Raw genomic sequence first — 19723 nt, forward strand, 5'->3', positions numbered from 1 at the left:
CTCCGTCATTCTGAACAGCGAGGAACGAGCGTGATTGAGAATCAGTTTCCAACGTACTGATGATTTTTTGGGAAACGCTGAGTAAAAGAGTGTGCCTCAACAAGATTCCTGCTCTCGCCTAGGCTCGTCGGAATGACGCGGTTTGGATATATTGAAAGGGACAGTGTTGGTAGCCATCTCCTTATCACACACTCTTCGCTATATCTCATTCCAAACGCCAGACAAACAAAAAGGCCCTCAATTGAGGACCTTTAGTATATCAATGTTCAAAATAGATGAGTCGAGTTCTAGGAGAACACACGGAGTTTGCACGAGCAAGTGAGTATGTTCGACACCGGAATTGACTCATTCTATGAAGAATAGTTAGGCGTAAACCGGTAGACGCTTACAAATTTCGAGCACTTTCTGTTTAGTCGCTTCGATAACTTCTTCGTTGCCGATGTTATCTAGAACGTCACACATCCAGTTTGCTAGCTCTTTTGCATCTTCTTCAGTGAAGCCACGGCGAGTGATCGCTGGCGTACCTACACGGATACCAGACGTTACGAATGGGCTGCGTGGGTCATTTGGTACTGAGTTCTTGTTTACAGTGATGTTTGCTGCACCTAGTGCCGCGTCTGCGTCTTTACCAGTGATATCTTTGTCGATTAGGTCAACAAGGAACAAGTGGTTTTCTGTACCGTTAGATACGATTTTGTAGCCACGCTCTTGGAACTGACCAACCATTGCTTTTGCGTTTTTCACTACGCGAGCTTGATAAGCTTTGAACTCTGGCTCCATCGCTTCTTTGAACGCTACTGCTTTACCAGCGATAACGTGCATTAGAGGGCCACCTTGACCACCAGGGAACACTGCTGAGTTCAATTTCTTGTACATATCTTCGCCAGCATTTGACAAGATAAGACCACCGCGAGGACCTGCTAGTGTTTTGTGCGTCGTTGTTGTGACCACGTGAGCATGCGGTACTGGTGTTGGGTATTCACCGGCGGCGATAAGACCAGCTACGTGCGCCATATCAACAAATAAGTAAGCACCTGCTTTGTCAGCGATTTCACGCATGCGTTTCCAATCAACGATTTGCGAGTAAGCAGAGAAACCACCGATGATCATCTTAGGTTTGTGTTCAAGTGCTAGCTGTTCCATCTCGTCGTAGTTGATTTGACCAGCTTCATCGATACCGTAAGGGATAACGTTGTAGTGCTTACCCGAGAAGTTTACTGGTGAACCGTGAGTTAGGTGACCACCGTGTGCTAGGCTCATGCCTAAAACTGTATCGCCAGGGTTAAGAAGCGCCATGTAAACTGCGCTGTTTGCTTGAGAACCTGAGTGAGGCTGTACGTTAGCGTACTCACAACCAAATAGTTGGCATGCACGCTCAATTGCTAGTGCTTCAGCTTTATCTACGTACTCACAACCGCCGTAGTAACGCTTACCTGGGTAGCCTTCAGCGTATTTGTTCGTTAGCTGAGAACCTTGCGCTTCCATTACACGTGGGCTTGTGTAGTTTTCAGAAGCGATAAGTTCAATGTGTTCTTCCTGGCGAAGAGTTTCTTCCTGGATAGCTGCGAACAGTTCCGCATCGTAATCTGCGATGTTCATATCACGCTTAAGCATCTGTATCTCCTGACTCAGATTAGTACTGAAAGTTGCAAAAAAACTGTTGAATGACCCGACGCAAACGTTTTCGTCACCCTAATGGCGCGCATTCTACATAATTTGATTTAGGTCATAAAGAGAAATTTACAATTTTTCTCATGCAGTTTTTTCATGATGACAAGCAATGTTTATCATGCCAGCATTGCAATCGCATAACGACAATCTATTGCCTGTCAAATTTGTGCTTTACACCCTGTAAAACAGCAATTACATAGGTTTACCGTAAATTTTACCCTCTAGCTACCGAAAAGATCATCTTTTTACTACTATGCACGCCTTATTTATCACTAATGACTGCAATATTGATGGAAAAACACTCATTAAAAGAAGACTGGATAGCGATTCTCACGGGTACCTTTTTAGTAGCTCAAGGCGTTTTCTTTCTCCAATCCGCGAGCCTTCTAACGGGAGGCACGACTGGATTGGCTCTGCTTATTAGCCAATTTACACCTTTTACCTTTGGTGTGCTGTACTTTTTAGCAAACAGTCCTTTTTACTTACTAGCATGGAAACGCTTCGGCCGTCATTTCGCCATTAATAGTGCCATTTCTGGCGCGTTGGTTTCTATCTTTGCCGATCATCTTTATTTGCTAATCTCGCTCGAATCGGTAAATGAAGTTTATTGCGCCATCGCAGGCGGGCTTTTAATGGGGCTCGGTATGCTGATCCTATTCCGACATCGCTCCAGCTTGGGTGGCTTTAACGTGCTGTGTTTGTTTATCCAAGACAAATTTGGCATTTCAGTTGGCAAAAGCCAAATGGCAATCGATGCATGTATCCTATTTGCTTCATTCTTCTTTGTCACACCAGAAGTGATTGGCCTTTCAATTTTGGGGGCGTTTGCACTCAATCTCGTGTTAGCGATGAACCACAAACCGCACCGCTATTCCGTGACCTACGGTTCATAAATTTTTGATAATGATTGAAGCGCGATTTATAAGATTTCGCGCTCCAATCGCTATATAATACTTCGCGATTTCCAAATAGATCGGTACGGTATGCGCGACTTTCTGCAACAAGCTAAACAGACTCACAGTTATATTGCGATTGGAGAGCTGATCTATAACCCGAAGACACAGACCCTTCATCAAGATGTTATCGCGATTGATCTTGAACCTCGCACCATTGAATTATTAGAACTGCTGTTAACAAGCGTTGGCCACCCACTCTCTGCTGACACCATTATTGAAACCATTTGGCAGAGCAAGTTCATCTCTAAGAATGTGCTCACGAACCGCATTAGCACCTTACGTGCCCTGCTACAGCAGTACTTACCCGAATACGATGCCGCTAAGCTTTTAGTCACTTACCCCCGCAAAGGCTACTTTCTTAACCCTGCCAATATTCGTTTGGTGCCACCAGCGAAAAGCCATCGACGCGTTATCCCAACTCAGGTTGCGAGGAATAAGAACTTCAAGCTGATTTTTGCTTATAGCTTGTGTGCCATACTTGCAGTTTGTAGCGTGACGCTCGCAAGCTTGTTATGGCAACGCCAAGAAATCTCAACACAACAAACACGTCATCAACTACTGATTCCCAAAGTCGAGCTACTACTCAACCGTGTCGATTCAATCGGCTCTCAGGCGCGAAAATACCGCATACTGGTCAAAGCCATCTTGCTGCAACAACAGGTCGAATATCCATACACCGACATCGCCAACCAAGATGCTCCCAGTTACTTTCTTGATCCTATCGGTCATGCGCCATATTTCCCTGGCGCACGAAACATGCAGACCAGCGACTACGAGCTCAATATCGAGTTAAAAGACGGCACAAAACAGGGCATCTTGAAAGCGCAGATGAACCTTATTTATCCTGCGACGGGCAAGCTAGCGTTTCGCAATGAGTACACACTGCGTTTATCTGACTTACAATCGGATATTTTCCAAATGCACTCGGATGTCGCGCAATACTTCAATCTGCCTGCACCTTCGGCAAGTACGTGGCAGCTTTCGGATATTCACAAAAAAATGTTATTCGAGAATGCCTTTTCTAGCCAACCTCTCCGACAATCTGATGAGTTTGCGGCTATAACAACGGCAAGACATCTCGCCTTATACGAGCACGAACATCAAAAGCTGGAAGCGTATTTAACTCAAGTACAATCGTCGTTTGATGTTTTGCCAGATGAGCTGAGCCTCTGGTTAGGTCTATTGCATTTCAAATTAGGTAACTTAGACAGGGCAAAAGCTCTGTTAACGACACCAGATGGCGACTCACGTATCCAAAACGCACTGATTTATACCTTTGTGTCTCACATTGCTTATAAGCAGAACAAACTTGAACAGTTCCGTCTCAACTACATGGAATCACTGGTGGCGCTGCTGCGCGTTTTACCTTCCGAAACCTTGTTTGAGCGTCTTTCTCAATCTGAATCAAAAGAGACTTGCCTCCAACCGTGGAAAACGTTGCATGTTAGTGTGACCGATCAAGAAATCATAAGCCGATGGAAAGCGCTCATTAACGAGTATTGCACTAACGTAGCCAACGAAATAACCCCAAACAAAACAAAGACCTAAATATAAAATTAAGCTTTCATTAACCCCTGTTAGCTTTTGTTTTTTGCCCTTTTTCTCTCACTGAACTTAGCATGCTCGCATTCAAGCAACGGCCCAACATGAAACGGCCTTATCAATCAGGAATGTAAACCATGCTAAACAAAATGACGCTTATCGCAGCAGCAACTCTGGCTCTTTACGGCTGTGGCGGAGGTTCGTCTTCTGGCAGTGCGAATCCAAACAAAATGCCTCAAGAAAGTTTCGACGTCTCGATTCACAACTCAATCTTCGCTCCTGTACCAAACACACAATTGAGCTATTCGTTTAGCTTGGATGGCCAACCAGAGGGCGACATGAAACTGAGCTTCCAAGCGATGGATAGCGAGCAAATATTGGCAGCATTGGCACAAATCCCAAACAGCGAGGCAATGGTCCAGTTGGTTAATGACTTGGTGAACTACGGCGCCGAACAGTTCTACTATTCAGACGAGCAGTACAACGACGACGAAGAGAGCAATACGCTTTACTTTGCAGGATCAGATGGTGCACTCCATGAAATCACTGACGCTTATTTCATTGGTCATCAGTTTATTGCCATGCTTATGCACAGCGGTCCGATTTTCCGCCTAAACGGTGACGACGTAAAAGAGAAAAGCCCGAATATTGACATCGGTGAAGAAACTATGTCTCTGCAAACCACTCTTACAGGCTACGCAGTTCACAACCTTCTAGACCGTTTTGAAGATCATGAGTGGGTACAAAACCTTCCTATGACAGCATCTTGCCAAGTGGTTTGGCAACAGCAAATCCGAGAGACTGGTATGCGTAAAGCGTTCTCGATCTCAGGCAAGAAAATTGAAGCGGCATACCTGATGGAAGAGAACATCTACAACCTAAACTGTGATGATATGGACTCAATGGAGTTCGCCACTTCGGCAGAACGTTGGTTTAATCCGAGCTTAGGTCTGATTGAGCAAATCGAACTACTAAAAGTACAACAAGTACAAATCAACGAAGAGAAAGTGCAGCTAACAGCGATTGAAACAAAATAAGCTCGCATCTTTTAGAGATACGGCATCTCAATAAAAGAAGGCTTTGGGGAGCACACCAAAGCCTTCATCTCGAACATCAATCCTAGGGGTGATGACACCCGAGTTTATTCTTCTATCAATAAAATACGAGTTTCGTAAGGTCGTAACACTTGATGGTTTGACGCGACTGCGCTCGCTGAGTTTTGATAGTTGGATAGCAAGTTTTTCGCTTTACTCAGTTCAAAACGTTCTGGCAGAACGCATTCCACCTCTTCAGCGTAGTAGTTATTGATACACAGCAGCGTTTGTTTGTCGTTCTGGCGAGCGTAAGCAAAAATGCGTTGATGCTCTGGCAGTAAATCTTCATAACGGCCATCGGTGATCACCGGAACCTGTTTACGTAGCTCAATCAAACGTTTGTAGAAGTAGAACACCGAGTTCAAATCAGCAACCGCTGCTTCTGCGTTGATTTCAGAGTAATTCTGCGCCACTTCAAGCCACGGTGTGCCTTCGGTAAAACCAGCGTGCTTTTGGCAGTTCCATTGCATTGGTGTACGTGAGTTATCACGCGACTTCTGCGCCAAAATCGCCATCATCTCCTCGTGTGATACACCATCACGGTTGACCATAATGTCATACATGTTGGTGCTTTCTACGTCACGGTACTGGCTGATCTCGGTGTAACCTGGGTTGGTCATGCCGATCTCTTCCCCCTGGTAAACATAAGGTGTGCCTTGCATCATGTGCACTGATGCCGCAAGCATCTTGGCAGATTCAACACGGTATTGCTCGTCGTTACCTAATCGGCTCACAACGCGTGGCTGGTCGTGGTTACACCAGAACAGCGCCCCCCACCCTTTGCCATTTAAGCCCGTTTGCCAATGATTGAAGATCTGTTTTAACTGAATGAAATCAAACGGCGCTTTGGTCCATTTTTCACCATTTGGATAATCGACTTTCAGATGATGGAAGTTGAACACCATGGATAGCTCTTTGCCGTCTAGCGAAGAATATTGCTGGCAGTGCTCTAGTGTGGTGGAAGACATTTCACCCACCGTCACGCTGCCGTATTTTTGAAACACAGATTCGCTAATCTCTTGAAGGTATTCGTGCACACGTGGACCATCCGTGTAGAAACGACGACCATCACCAATATCGTCACTTGGAAAATCTTGCTGCTTGGAAATCAGGTTGATAACGTCGAGACGGAAACCATCCACTCCTTTTTCTGCCCAGAAGCTGATGACTTCTTTCACTTCTTCACGCACTACTGGGTTTTCCCAGTTTAAGTCCGCTTGCTCTTTAGCAAAAAGGTGCAAATAGTACTGGCCTGTTTTTTCATCCAGCGCCCAAGCGTTACCACCAAACTTAGATTGCCAGTTGTTTGGTTCTACACCATCTACCGGATCTTTCCAAATGTAGTAATCACGGTATGGGCTGTTTTTATCACCCAGTGCGGATTGGAACCACTTGTGTTCTGTCGACGTGTGGTTCACTACAATGTCCATGATAATACGAATGCCCAACTGATGCGCTTCTGCTAGCAAAGTATCGAAATCTTCCATAGTGCCGAACTCAGGGTTGATCGAGTAGTAATCGGATATGTCATAACCGTTGTCGATCATTGGTGATTGGTAAACCGGCGTCAGCCAAATCGCATCCACACCAAGATGCTTAAGATAATCCAGCTTAGAAATGATCCCTTTGATGTCGCCCGTGCCTTTACTGCCACTGTCACAAAAGCTTTTTGGGTAAATTTGATAGATGGTTGCGGTTTTCCACCAGCTCTCATCATGCTTGGTCATAGCCATTTCTAACACTCACTTACCAGTAATCGGAAACTTAAAATTTGAAAAGAAAAATAGGCGGAGGCAGCCAAGTCACTGCCTCAAATAGAATTACGCGTTTGCAGGCTCAAGCTCACCTTTGGCTTGTGCACGCTTATAAAGAATTAACGTTAATGCGGCAGGTACCAGCATTGCGACTAACATAGCCAAAGCAAAAATGCCCCAGAACTGCGGTTGGATAGATAAGATGCCAGGCAAACCGCCCACTCCGATACCGTTCGCCATTACGCCCGCACTACCACAAATAGCAGCAGCACACGCACTACCGATCATTGCGCTCAGCATTGGGAACTTGTATTTCAAGTTGATGCCGTACATCGCCGGCTCAGTCACACCAAGGTAAGCAGAGATAGCTGCAGGCACTGAGATATCACGCTCGCCGTGTTTTTTACTGATGATAATGATGCCGACGACCGCAGACGCTTGAGCAATATTTGAAAGCGCAATCAGAGGCCAAATTGGCGTGCCGCCTAGCTCTTGCATCAGTTGAAGGTCTACCGCGTTGGTTGTGTGGTGAATACCAGTAATGACCAATGGCGCGTATAGGAAGCCGAAGATGGTTGAGCCAATCATTGCGAAGTCACCCGTCATGGCTGCTTTTGCTGCGAAAGCAACGCCGTCACCCAACATACGACCGAATGGACCAATGATAGAGTGCGCAAGAATCACAGACACAATGATTGAGACAAACGGCACGACCACTAGGTAAAGGTAAGACGGAATGATGCGTTTTAAGTTGGTTTCAATAAACGCCAGAGCCATACCAGCAAGCATTGCTGGAATCACTTGCGCCTGATAGCCCACTTTCTCGATGGCGAATAAGCCAAAGTCCCAAACTTCAGGTACTTGCTTACCAATTAGGTAAGCGTTCATTAACTGCGGCGAAACCAGCGTGACACCCAATGTGATACCCAAAATCGGAGTACCGCCGAGTTTTTTCACTGTCGACCAACACACGCCAACTGGTAGGAAGAAGAAGATTGCTTCACCAATTAGCCATAGGAAAGAGTGTACCGTTGCCCAAAACTGGCTGATTTCCGTTAGCGTTTGACCATCAAACATCTTGATGTCGCCAATCACGTTACGGAAGCCAAGGATCAGACCACCGGTAATGATCGCAGGTAGCAGTGGTACAAAGATTTCTGCAAGGTGGGAAATACCACGCTCAACGATATTCATGTTTTGACGAGCAGCGTTCTTCGCTTCGTCTTTGCTGGCTTCACTTTTACCCGTCAGTCCGATCAGTACCTTGTAAACTTCATCCACTTCAGTACCGATAACCACTTGGAACTGGCCTGCGTTGGTAAAACAGCCCTTCACCATCGGTAATGTTTCTAACTGTTTCGTATCTGCTTTGTCCGTATCATTTAGAACAAAACGCAAGCGAGTTAAACAGTGACTTACACTGGCAATATTGTCCGGCCCCCCGACCAGCTCAATAAGACGCTCCACGTCTTTACGCGCAATCTTACTCATAACTTTGTCCACCCTGTATTGGATACATTCGATTCATCATTTTGTTTTTATAAATGGGAACATTCCCATTTCTTAATTTTAATATTGCCATTCGAAGACAAAAAACAAAATGGGAACAGTCCCATTAATTGAGAATGATCACAGTATAATTTTAGAGCAGATCGTTTTAGTGTGGATTAACAAACGATAGGCTGTTGAGTAAAGTGAACCACTTCCTCATCGCCATTTAATTGATTGATCAGCATGTTAGCGGACTTCTCACCTGCAAGGGTATAACCTGGATCGACACTAAATACTTTAGGGAAAAGGAAAGAGAGCAATTCATTACCACCAACACCTGTCACAACCACGTCTTCACGGCCTAACTCTTGAAGACGCTTAATCACGCCCAACGCGATAGTGTCACTGGCGCACACGATGGCCTGAGTATCAGATTGAAGGACTTTGTCTACCAACTGATAAGCACTTTCATGGCTCAACTTACCCGTTTGGAAACAAGGTGCAATTTGCTTGCGTTGACACCAAGCTTTATAAGCATTTAGACGAGCTAAGCCAGTGGTTTTGTCTTCAGGATCAACACCAATATAAGCAATGTGAGATAAAGATTGCTGCTCAAGATGAGACAAAGCCATGTCTATCACACCTTGGTTGTCGTAGTTGATCGAAGAAACCATTTGCGTGTCCATCGCGATCACGACGATACGATTCCCCCACTCCGCCAATGCTCGCTCATCACATCCAGTAAAGCCAAACACGATCACCCCATCGACGTTGCGACGTTTAAGCACATCCAAATGTTCATTGGTTTTATCGCGATCGAATTGGCTCTCCATGATCACCGCATCATAACCAGCGGAATACAAAGCATTGAGCATGGTACCAACGGCGCGATTTTCTGATGGTGAATCTAAACGGGAGATGATAACCCCAATAACCTTTTGACTGCCACCACGCATCGACTGCGCCGACTTTGATGGGACGTAGCCTGATTCACGAATGATTTGCTCTACCTTCTCACGCGTTTGCGGTTTCACTTTTGGATCGTTAGTAAGCACACGGCTTACTGTTGATTTGCCCACGCCTGCCAATTTTGCGATATCAAGAATGGTGAGTTTTTTGCTCATAAGTGTTCAGATTAAAAGAAGGAATCAAACAAAAGGGAAGCAGTGGCTTCCCTTATCTCAGTCAGTAATGAAGATTACTTGTTTAAGTACGCAGGCACATCTGCAATGCTATCTAATACTACCGTTGCAATGGCTTCGCCCTGTTCCGTTACTGGCTTACCAGTGCGAACCAAAATCTTAGTGCCAACGCCTGCCGCTTCTGCTGCCATCATGTCTTCAGCTTTATCGCCGATCATCACAGATTTCTCCATGTCGATCTTCAAGAAGTCACGCGCAGAAATGAACATGCCTGGTTTTGGCTTACGGCACTCACAATCTTGCTTGTACTCGCCAATGCCATGTTCTGGATGATGTGGACAGTAATAGATACCATCGAACTCAACACCATTATCAGCAAAGTTCCAATCCATCCATTGAGTCAGAGACAAGAAACGGTCTTCACTGAATTTACCGCGTGCGATGCCCGATTGATTCGTCACTAACACTAGAAGGTAGCCTTTATCTTTTAGCGCTTTCGTCGCTTCAAATACACCATCAATGTACTCAAAATCATGTTCGTCATGAACGTAGCCGTGGTCAACGTTTATCACGCCATCACGATCGATAAAAACAGCAGGTTTTGCCAAAACGTATTTCTCTATTAACTCGGTTTAATCAGATTATTACATACCTTATAAACTTCAACACTATCTAATTCATTCTAGACCTCGACAAAACGGTTGATTTGTTGGGCAAGAATCGGTAAATCTGAGGGTGCCCTGCCGTCTACCTCCTGCTTGCTATCTATACATCTCCGTTTCGAAACAGAACATCCATACATTTAGACGTCTAGACGTAAAAATATCTATTGACTTCATTCTGCTTAACCCATAGCATCAACTGAAAATTGAGATAAAGCTCAACATTAAGTTCTGTCAAAGGCCGTTTTTGACAGCGAAGTTCCCCGTATCTTTGGGCAGGTTGAAACATGATAGAAATAAAAAACGTCAATAAAGTGTTCTACCAAGGCAGTAAGGAAATCCTTGCCCTGAAAGACATTAACCTACACATCGACAAAGGCACCATCTTTGGTGTTATCGGTTCATCAGGTGCTGGTAAAAGTACGCTGATCCGCTGTGTCAACATGCTAGAAGCACCGACTTCTGGTTCCATCATCGTTGATGGTGTAGATCTAACCAAACTCAGTAAAAAACAACTAGTCGAAACACGCCGTAACATTGGCATGATCTTCCAGCACTTTAACCTGCTTTCGTCTCGTACTGTGTTTGATAATGTGGCATTACCCCTAGAACTGGCAGGTAAAGACAAATCGCAAATCACAACAAAAGTAACTGAGTTGCTAAAGCTTGTAGGCTTAGCCGACAAACACGAGAGCTACCCATCTAACTTAAGTGGCGGACAAAAACAGCGTGTGGCAATTGCTCGTGCATTGGCATCCGATCCTAGCGTGCTGCTTTGTGATGAGGCCACTAGCGCACTAGATCCAGCAACAACTCAATCTATCCTTGAGTTATTGAAAGAGATCAACCGCAAACTCAACATCACGATTTTACTTATCACTCACGAAATGGAAGTCGTAAAAAGTATCTGTCACGAAGTAGCAATCATCGGTGGTGGTGAGCTGGTGGAAAAAGGCACCGTTGGCGATATTTTTGCGCACCCTAAGACAGAGCTAGCGCACCAATTCATTCGCTCAACGCTGGATCTTTCCATTCCTGAAGATTACCAAGCTCGTCTGCAAGCAGAGCGTGTTGATGGCAGCTACCCGTTGGTTCGCTTAGAGTTTACTGGCGCAACCGTCGATGCACCGTTAATGTCGCAAATTTCTCGTAAATACAATATTGATGTGAGTATTTTGAGTTCCGACCTTGATTACGCTGGTGGAGTGAAATTCGGCATGATGGTCGCAGAGCTATTTGGTAACGAAGAAGATGACAACGCAGCTCTTGAATACCTGCGTAAGCACAACGTAAAAGTAGAGGTACTTGGTTATGTCCTTTAATACGATTTCTGAATGGCTGAGTTTAAACAGCAAACTACTTTTAGGTGCAACGTGGGAAACGCTTTACATGGTTGCGGTTGCCGGATTAGTCGGCTTTGCTGTGGGTATTCCATTAGGCGTAATCCTCCATATTACTAAGAAAGGCGGCCTACTTGAAAACACCAAACTAAATAGCGGCTTAGGCGCTATCGTTAACATTGGTCGCTCAGTGCCATTCCTCGTACTGATGGTTGCGATTATTCCAGTGACAAAAATGCTGGTTGGAACCTTTATCGGTACAACCGCAGCAATCGTCCCACTGACTATTGGCGCCATTCCTTTTGTCGCTCGTCTTATTGAAGGTGCTTTATTAGAAGTACCGACAGGCTTGGTGGAAGCAGCGCAGTCAATGGGGGCGACACCAACACAGATCATCACAAAAGTTCTACTACCTGAAGCAATGCCGACTATTGTTAACTCAGTAACGATTACCTTGGTCACTCTCGTTAGCTACTCAGCTATGGCGGGTACGGTAGGCGGCGGCGGCCTAGGCGACGTAGCCATCCGTTACGGTTTCCACCGCTACGATGTAACTATCATGGCCGTGACTGTCGTGATGTTGATTGTTCTAGTACAGATTATTCAGTCTATCGGTGACGCAGTGGTGCGCCGTGTAGACCACAGATAAGCATCAAAAATACAAATTATAAGGAGATAAAGATGAAATTTAGCCTTAAAGGTCTTTTGACTGTAGCAACGGCCGCCTCTGCTCTTGCTCTAGCGGGTTGCGGCGACAAAGAAGTAGACGTAAACAAAGTAAAAGTTGGCGTTATTGCTGGTGCTGAAGCACAAGTAGCCGAAGTTGCCGCTAAAGTAGCAAAAGAGAAATACAACCTAGATGTTGAGCTAGTAACATTTACCGATTACGTAACACCAAACGCCGCTCTGGATGATGGTTCAGTAGACGCGAATGCGTTCCAGCACAAACCATACCTAGACCAACAAGTGAAAGACCGCGGCTACAAACTGGCTATCGCGGGTAACTCATTCGTTTATCCTATTGCTGGTTACTCAAAGCAAGTAAAATCAATTGATGAAATTCAAGATGGCGCACGCATCGCAGTACCAAACGACCCAACTAACCTAGGTCGCTCACTACTGCTTCTTGAGCAGCAAGGTTTAATTACGCTACGTGATGGCGTTGGTCTACTCGCTACAGTACGTGACATCGTAGGCAACCCTAAAAATATCGAAATCATTGAACTAGAAGCCCCACAGCTTCCACGTTCACTGGATGACGTAACGCTATCTATCATCAACACCACTTACGCAAGCTCTATCGACCTATCGCCAGAGCGTGACGGCGTGTTCGTTGAAGATAAAGACTCACCATACGTAAACCTAATTGTCGCTCGCGAAGAAAATGTTAATGCGCAAAACGTACAAAACTTCGTAAAAGCTTACCAAACGGAAGAAGTTTACGAAGCGGCAAAAGAACTGTTCAAAGGCGGTGTTGTGAAAGGTTGGTAATCCCACTTTTCAAAACATGACTGAAAACAACGTTCTAAACACAAAAGGGCTGATGTGAAAACATCAGCCCTTTCTATTTGTCTATCTACCCATTTAAGTAGCTTCAATTCGCTACTTAAGATGGTCCCAAGAGATATTCGACACGATTCGGCAGTCATCACACTTAAAATGAAATATGTCATGTAGTGGCTCATCGAGTAGCCACTCGCCATCGCATTTTGGACACTTGCGCGCTTTCTCGCTCTCCAGCGACTGACCACCGACACGATACTGGTAATAGTACGTAGGGATCTTCGTGATGTAATCGATACGGCCACGTAAGTCCCAACCTCGGCGAAACAGCACACTATCCACATCGCAAATTTCGTGCAGCGCCGCATGTTCCGCTCGGCAGCCCCCTGCCATTTGGATTTCATCACACGCTTGCCACTCAGTCTGCCACTTAATGACGGCTTTATGGTCTCCATTAAGTGTTGGCTCATTACGATACAAAGGAATTGGCAACAGGGTTTCACCACTTCGCAAAGGCGAACACGTATGAACATAAGTCGTGTACAACACTTGCCAGCTAGGTGTCTCTTCTTCGGCTGCTTGTTCTGAATTCAAATCACGCCCCAGCATACGCATTTTCGGTGCAAGCAAAGACGCATCCGACAAACGGTTCATGCACACTTTGACGAAATCTGAGTGATAACGTGGATGCAAGCTGTCTTGTTCTGGGCAAACAACACGAACGAAAAATTCACCTTCTCCCATCACTATCGGGAATTCACGACCTAATACTTGGCCGTTGTAACGCAGAGCATCCATCAAGCCATTAATGGCTTTGTCTACCGCGCTGACGGTGGTGTTATCAAAACACTCAAACTGCAACTCAACAACATACATACTTAGACGGCAGCCTCTAACTTATTCAAGAACTCAACCAATGAATCTGCCAATACATCACGTTTAGAGGTGCCCAAACGCTCTAGAATCACATTGCCAGTGAGGTTACAAATAGAAATCACATCCATTTCCTCATCTGTCGCTGCGATAAATACTGTTGGTTTAAGTTTCAAGCGGCGCTGCGTCACCAAATGACCAAGAATATTTTCTTGTAGACGCACGAAATCGTCATCGCTCCAGACTTGCAGCAGCGTCAACGAATTACCTTGCCAAGTTGCCTCCATATCAGCGCAGTATTGAGAACCATAAAAGGCTTTAACATCATCTTGCAGTGACAACTCAATCGCATTTTCCACATTGGTGAAATCGGCCATTTCATCACGTGCGACCGCTTTCCAAAGCACCTTTCCATCACGCTTCTCTTCGACACAAGGAGAAACAAGCTCTGCAAGCTCTTCACTGCTTGGCAACTCATTGTGCTTAGCTTGCCAAGCTTGTTGGTAGCGCAGGCTGAACTCTTGTAGCGCCTGAGTAACGTTTGGGGTCATGAAGGTCTCCTCATTCCTTATTTATCAGATAGCCGTGCTTGCCGGATGGCAATTGACCAGCGGATTCAGTAAAATTCTCGCCATTCTAATCGAAAACGACCACAAAGTATGAGCAAATATTCTGACGCTAAAGAGCTTGCTGGCTTAACACTAGGTAAAACGACCGAGTATGCGAACCAGTATGACCCAAGCTTGCTGCAACCAGTCCCTCGCAGCCTGAACCGAGATGACCTCCAGTTAGGCGATACTCTGCCTTTCATGGGGCACGACATTTGGACGCTGTACGAACTGTCTTGGTTAAATAGTAAAGGTTTACCACAAGTGGCCGTTGGCGAAGTATACATTCCAGCCACCAGCGCAAACTTGATTGAATCGAAGTCTTTCAAACTGTACTTAAACAGCTATAACCAAACCCGCTTTGCAAGCTGGGAAGAAGTGACTGAGCGTTTAACACAAGACCTTTCTGAATGCGCAGGTGAAAAGGTGCTGGTTGAGGTGAATCCAGTGACCCACTATACCAATCAACCTATCGTAACAATGGACGGTGAATGTATTGATGACCAAGACATTAACATCACCAGTTACGATTTCGATGCCGATTTGCTTGAAGGTGCAGCAGGTGAAGTACAAGTTGAAGAGGTGCTACATAGCCACCTATTGAAATCAAACTGTTTGATCACTAACCAACCCGACTGGGGCAGTGTAGAAATTCGCTACCAAGGCGCAAAAATAGCTCGTGAGAAGCTGTTACGTTACTTAGTGTCTTTCCGCGAGCACAATGAGTTCCACGAACAGTGTGTAGAGCGTATTTTTACGGATCTAATGAAATACTGCCAACCAAGCAAACTGACCGTATTTGCCCGCTATACGCGCCGTGGAGGCTTGGATATCAACCCTTACCGCTCAACGGAACAAGATAAGCCAGCTCACAATCACCGTATGGCTCGTCAGTAAGCGCATAGGCAACAGAAATAAGTTCGGCAATCTAAAGGGTTGCCGGACGTTTTTATTGTCCAAGCATGTTACTATATCAAATGGCTTCAACCCGCATTTAAACGGCTAATTGAGGCTTTTCGCCGTTATCGCCATATCTAAAAACAGTTCGAGGGAACGAAAGGATGTTTTGGGACAGTTCGCGTCTATTCAAATTGATTGGCTTTCTTTGCTTGCTGTTTGTACAGCCACTTCATGCAACCATTTTATCGTCCGCGTTACTCAACGAAGCACAACAATTGGCGGAAATAGAACCATCACAAGCAAAACAAGCGGCAACCAACTATTTGTCACAGCGTGAGCTAACAGAACGCAAAGAAAGTGACAGCCCTTCAGCCATGTCTCGCGACGAAACAGATCGTAGCGTTCGCACACCAAGCAGCACCATCGAAGCGCACAAGATTATCGCTCAGGCAGATTACGCCATGGGTAATGTTCGTTCGGCTATCGAGCACCTAAATAAAGCGGAACGCTTAGCGCAAGAATATCAATTGCCGTACATGGACTTAGATCTCCAGCTGATGCGCAACCAAATGATTTGGATGTACGACGAAAACTACTCAAAAGCGGAAGACACGCTTAACCAAATTGAACAACAGCTCGATGAAGCCGATGCCGTATTACAACGCACCGACAGCGTTCGCTACCGACTAGTGATGCAAAGAGCACTCCTCGCTTCACATAGTGGCGATATCATTAAAGCGGAAAACTTGTACTCTGAAGCAAAGACCATGCTTGACGATAGCCGCTCTGAGTTAGCCTTGATCGACTACTACACAGCCGTCGGCGAGTTTTACCTCAATAGCAAGAAATACAATTTGGCTTTGTCAGAGCTGCTATACGGTTATTGGCAATCTATTGAAAGTAACAGTGGTGCAAGATTAGCAAAAGTGAATCGCCTTTTGGCTAGGCTCTTCCAGGAGCGACGAGTGTACGACAAAGCGATCGAATACTTATCTCAAGCCGCAGATTTTTATGACTCTTACCCTAGCTCTCCGATCCTAGCGGACGTCCTAGAGCAAATGGGCGACATCTACTTTTATCAGGGTAAGTTTAACCTTGCGTTAGTGCATTACTTCAACGTGCTTGACCATGAAAGTACCAGTAAGAACATCAATAGAATCATTAAAATTCGCTTAAGCTTGGCGGCTACCTACCTACAACTCTATAACTACGCGCTAGCAGAGCAGTACTTAGACCGCTCTAAAGAGCTTTTAGAATACACCAATATTCCTAAGCTTGAAGCAAAGGCTGCCCTGCTTCAGTCAGGTCTGGCTTATCATCAAAATGACAGTAAAGACGTCATTACTAATGCTAAGCTGGCGTTAGCACTTGCTGAAAAGTCACCTGAAAATAACAACTTCATTAAGCAGCAGTCATACCGTTTACTTGGGTTGGGTTACGAGCAGGCAGGCGAATACAAACTTTCTCTGCAAGCTTATAAAAAATACACCAACCTCGTTCGTCTAGAACAAAAGCAGCTTAACCAAATCAGTGAGGATGCGTTCCGTCAGCAAAAAGAATTTGCCGAACAAACCATCCATTACATCGGTCAATCAGAACGCTTAGAGCAAGTGGAAAGAGAGCATCGTAAATTCCAGAAAATCTCATTTGCATTGTTTATTACTGTCTTGGTCATGTTTTTGTTCATTATGCGCCGTGGTGTCATTATGCAGCGCCAAGCAAGTGAAATCGAAAAACTGCGTAACGACCTCTTCACCCACTCTCGCTCTCGTTTACGTAACTTGCGTATGCTGAATGTTAAGCTTTCTCGCTCATTGAAAAAGTCGAGCGAAACTTTCGAGCAATGGCAAATGGGTGAATTGATCCACGAACCACTTAATGATCGCCTACGCTTTGTTATGATCGATTTGCCATTCTTACGAAGCATGTACGTCCATAACGGCTATAAGGCAGGTCTAGAACTAGAACGGGCATTTGGCGACTTCCTTGCGGAAAAAATAGAAAAACCGTCGCGTCTTTACCATTTCTCAGATGCGAACTTACTCTACATAGAACCGAACGCTGACCGTGATGCTTCTGCCGAAGTCATGTTCGAAAAATTCCAGACTTGGGTGGATGAGTTCGCACAGCAGCACAACGTCAATCGTATTATTCGTATGGGCATCAGCGATTATCCGTTCTTACCCCGAGCCTACACTGCAATTAACGATGAGGAATTACTCGATCTGTTATTGCTTGCTACTCACATCGCACGAGAAGTCAGCTTGAAGGATAAGCAAAGCCACTGGGTGTTCTTAAAAGCCATCGATAATGCGCCTGCTGCTAGCTTTGCAACAGGTAACATAAGAACTGCCTGTCAACATGCCATTAGCCAAGGCCTGATCAAGATCCATTCGTCCTACAAGAATGAGGACGACATCAAGAAAATATTAAAAAATGGATAATTAAACGCCTGTTGAACGTAATAACTAATGACGCTATAAAGTTTTTTGTTATTATCAGATAATTGTCAGTAGTACATGGACTTAACCGTAGTCACTTCATGGGAATCTTGGAATCCGATATTCAGTCGCAGCTGCATCAGCTGAGTTGTCAACTTGACCAACTCAGACTGACTCATCGTGATACTTCACTCAAATTCAAACGTGAACAACAAGTTCTTAAACGCGTTGTGGCATCATTGTCTTCAGCTTGCCAGGGTTCGAATACTCAGGTATCCAACTACCTATTTGAAATCCAACAAGAGCTGCAACATCAAAAAGATATCAGCACTCTTATCCCGCGTTTAGCGGTATTAGAGAGGATGCTCAAACAGCAGTCGAAGACGATGGATAAACAAAACGGTTACCTTGACGAACAAATCAAGCACAGTGGTGAAACACTGCAACGTGTCACGGGCTTACCTGCGCAGTTAAAACGTGAACTACGGAACCTGATGAGTTTCTCTGAAGTTCACGCCAGCAATAAAGCTGATCAAGCCACTAAGCTACTGAGTATTTACGAACGCGCTCTGAAAATCATCACGTCTAATTCACGTCTACATCTTAGTGAATTTGAAAACAATCCCGACAGATCTCAGCTTGAGTGCTTAGCCAGCGACCTCCAACATACTATTACAGAGCTTGATTTCGAGGGAGAATCAGGCGATAGATTGCTGGATATTCGCGCTAAGTTGCTCCTTGGCGTGAGTGCCGAGTCTCTCATTGAGCTTACGCTCTCAACGCTGAAATTGGTTGTCGAAGCAACAAAGTTCGAGCGCGAGGCGTCTAGCCAATTCCTTGATCAGCTGAACACTTCTCTCGCAAGTAACCTAAAAACCGTTCATCAGAACGTCGACCAGCATCATACCTACTTTGAACACCGCCAAGAGCTCAACACAGAAATGAACAGCTTGGTTGAATTAAGCCAAAAGTCACTTAATCAAGCTCAAGATATCGCGGTTGTGAAAAAAGAAATCACGCCTCTTCTCGAAAAAATGGCGTCGCTGACAGAGCGACTGAAAATGACGGAAGAGCGAGAGCAAGCGCTGCAAGAGCGGTTAAGTTACAGTAAGAACCAACTCGAAGCGGTATTTGAAACTACGCAAGATTATCGTCGACGCTTAGATGACCAAGCTCAGCGTATGTTGCTCGACCCGCTGACTAAAGTTTATAACCGCACTGCATTTAACGATCGACTAGAGCTAGAGTATCGCCGTTGGATTCGCTCTCAGCAAAACCTTCGTGTTGTGCTGTTTGATGTAGACAATTTCAAAGCGGTGAATGATAGCTATGGTTATACGGCTGGCGATAAAGCGCTGAAGATCATCGCTCGTACTATTAACAAGCGCGTATCAGAAACGGAAACAGTGGCTCGCTTTGGTGGCGAGGAGTTCATTCTACTCGTCCCGGAACAATCTGAAGAATACACACTGGATCTGATTAAGCATATCCAGCGTGATATTAGCCAATTACCCTTTAAGTTCCGTGAGCAAAATATCATGATTACCTTAGCTGCTGTATCGACGTCTTTCAAAGAGTCCGATACGCCAGAGTATGTGCTCGATCGTCTTGGCAAGATGCTTGCGGACGCTAAAAAACGTGGAACAAACCAGCTTAACTGGAGCTAAGATTCGTACAAAAAGCGAGCAAACAAACCAAATTTGGTGCAATCTTCGCTTTATAACCACCCATTTTCAACGAGTTATC

Annotated in this window: 16 protein-coding genes; 9 read left to right on the plus strand and 7 right to left on the minus strand. The window is 45.2% G+C overall.

The window, feature by feature from the left end; translation table 11 throughout:
* Positions 1 to 363 precede the first annotated feature (363 nt).
* Positions 364 to 1614 carry a serine hydroxymethyltransferase gene (gene glyA / locus R7E51_RS19255; protein WP_005381985.1) on the minus strand — a complete coding sequence of 417 codons (1251 nt, stop codon included), beginning with the start codon at positions 1612 to 1614 and terminating at the stop codon, positions 364 to 366.
* 347 nt (positions 1615 to 1961) lie between these two features.
* Between glyA and R7E51_RS19260 the strand changes: the two genes are divergently transcribed.
* From R7E51_RS19260 to R7E51_RS19270, 3 genes are all read left to right on the plus strand, one after another.
* On the plus strand, positions 1962 to 2564 hold the full coding sequence (locus R7E51_RS19260) for a YitT family protein (protein ID WP_017821760.1): 603 nt from the start codon (positions 1962 to 1964) through the stop codon (positions 2562 to 2564).
* Between the two features lie 90 nt (positions 2565 to 2654).
* The gene (locus tag R7E51_RS19265) at positions 2655 to 4175 is read left to right on the plus strand and encodes a winged helix-turn-helix domain-containing protein (protein WP_017821759.1); all 1521 of its coding nucleotides are present in this window, start codon (positions 2655 to 2657) and stop codon (positions 4173 to 4175) included.
* A 131-nt stretch (positions 4176 to 4306) separates the two neighbouring features.
* Positions 4307 to 5206: a hypothetical protein gene (locus R7E51_RS19270; protein WP_017821758.1), complete on the plus strand. Its 900-nt coding sequence runs from the start codon at positions 4307 to 4309 to the stop codon at positions 5204 to 5206.
* 104 nt (positions 5207 to 5310) lie between these two features.
* Here the strand turns inward: R7E51_RS19270 and treC are convergent, their stop codons facing one another.
* The 4 genes from treC to gmhB form a co-directional block, all read right to left on the minus strand.
* Positions 5311 to 6996: an alpha,alpha-phosphotrehalase gene (gene treC, locus R7E51_RS19275; RefSeq protein WP_017821757.1), complete on the minus strand. Its 1686-nt coding sequence runs from the start codon at positions 6994 to 6996 to the stop codon at positions 5311 to 5313.
* Between the two features lie 87 nt (positions 6997 to 7083).
* A complete protein-coding gene (treB, locus tag R7E51_RS19280; protein ID WP_005383602.1) occupies positions 7084 to 8508 on the minus strand; it encodes a PTS trehalose transporter subunit IIBC in 1425 nt (474 codons plus the stop codon).
* A 176-nt stretch (positions 8509 to 8684) separates the two neighbouring features.
* Positions 8685 to 9632 (minus strand): trehalose operon repressor TreR, encoded by a 948-nt coding sequence (treR, locus tag R7E51_RS19285; protein ID WP_017821756.1) that lies wholly within the window; start codon positions 9630 to 9632, stop codon positions 8685 to 8687.
* Between the two features lie 74 nt (positions 9633 to 9706).
* Positions 9707 to 10258 carry a D-glycero-beta-D-manno-heptose 1,7-bisphosphate 7-phosphatase gene (gene gmhB / locus R7E51_RS19290; protein ID WP_005381961.1) on the minus strand — a complete coding sequence of 184 codons (552 nt, stop codon included), beginning with the start codon at positions 10256 to 10258 and terminating at the stop codon, positions 9707 to 9709.
* A gap of 341 nt (positions 10259 to 10599) precedes the next feature.
* Between gmhB and metN the strand changes: the two genes are divergently transcribed.
* The 3 genes from metN to R7E51_RS19305 are packed head-to-tail and all read left to right on the plus strand — an operon-like array spanning position 10600 to position 13143.
* Entirely contained in the window at positions 10600 to 11634 is a 1035-nt protein-coding gene (gene metN / locus R7E51_RS19295; protein WP_005381962.1) for a methionine ABC transporter ATP-binding protein MetN, read from the plus strand.
* Positions 11624 to 12301, plus strand: a complete 678-nt coding sequence (locus R7E51_RS19300) for a methionine ABC transporter permease (protein ID WP_005383604.1) — start codon at positions 11624 to 11626, stop codon at positions 12299 to 12301. Before metN ends, R7E51_RS19300 begins: the two co-directional genes overlap by 11 nt.
* 32 nt (positions 12302 to 12333) lie before the next feature.
* Positions 12334 to 13143 (plus strand): MetQ/NlpA family lipoprotein, encoded by an 810-nt coding sequence (locus tag R7E51_RS19305; protein ID WP_005381966.1) that lies wholly within the window; start codon positions 12334 to 12336, stop codon positions 13141 to 13143.
* Positions 13144 to 13254: 111 nt separating this feature from the next.
* Here the strand turns inward: R7E51_RS19305 and R7E51_RS19310 are convergent, their stop codons facing one another.
* Complete coding sequence (locus R7E51_RS19310; RefSeq protein WP_065274234.1) at positions 13255 to 14031, minus strand: Zn-ribbon-containing protein; 777 nt, start codon at positions 14029 to 14031, stop codon at positions 13255 to 13257.
* A gap of 2 nt (positions 14032 to 14033) precedes the next feature.
* Positions 14034 to 14579, minus strand: coding sequence for a SecY-interacting protein (syd, locus tag R7E51_RS19315; protein ID WP_025768899.1), 546 nt, complete (start codon positions 14577 to 14579; stop codon positions 14034 to 14036).
* A gap of 108 nt (positions 14580 to 14687) precedes the next feature.
* On the opposite strand from syd, the gene queF reads away from it, so the two are divergent.
* The 3 genes from queF (at position 14688) to R7E51_RS19330 (ending at position 19644) form a co-directional block, all read left to right on the plus strand.
* Positions 14688 to 15533, plus strand: coding sequence for an NADPH-dependent 7-cyano-7-deazaguanine reductase QueF (gene queF / locus R7E51_RS19320; protein WP_025768898.1), 846 nt, complete (start codon positions 14688 to 14690; stop codon positions 15531 to 15533).
* Positions 15534 to 15697: 164 nt separating this feature from the next.
* On the plus strand, positions 15698 to 17980 hold the full coding sequence (locus tag R7E51_RS19325; protein WP_017635678.1) for a tetratricopeptide repeat protein: 2283 nt from the start codon (positions 15698 to 15700) through the stop codon (positions 17978 to 17980).
* A 98-nt stretch (positions 17981 to 18078) separates the two neighbouring features.
* A complete protein-coding gene (locus R7E51_RS19330) occupies positions 18079 to 19644 on the plus strand; it encodes a GGDEF domain-containing protein (RefSeq protein ID WP_005381978.1) in 1566 nt (521 codons plus the stop codon).
* Positions 19645 to 19723: the final 79 nt, after the last annotated feature.

The organism is Vibrio sp. Vb1166 (assembly GCF_033338695.1).
In the GTDB taxonomy this organism is placed as follows: Bacteria; Pseudomonadota; Gammaproteobacteria; order Enterobacterales; family Vibrionaceae; genus Vibrio; species Vibrio alginolyticus.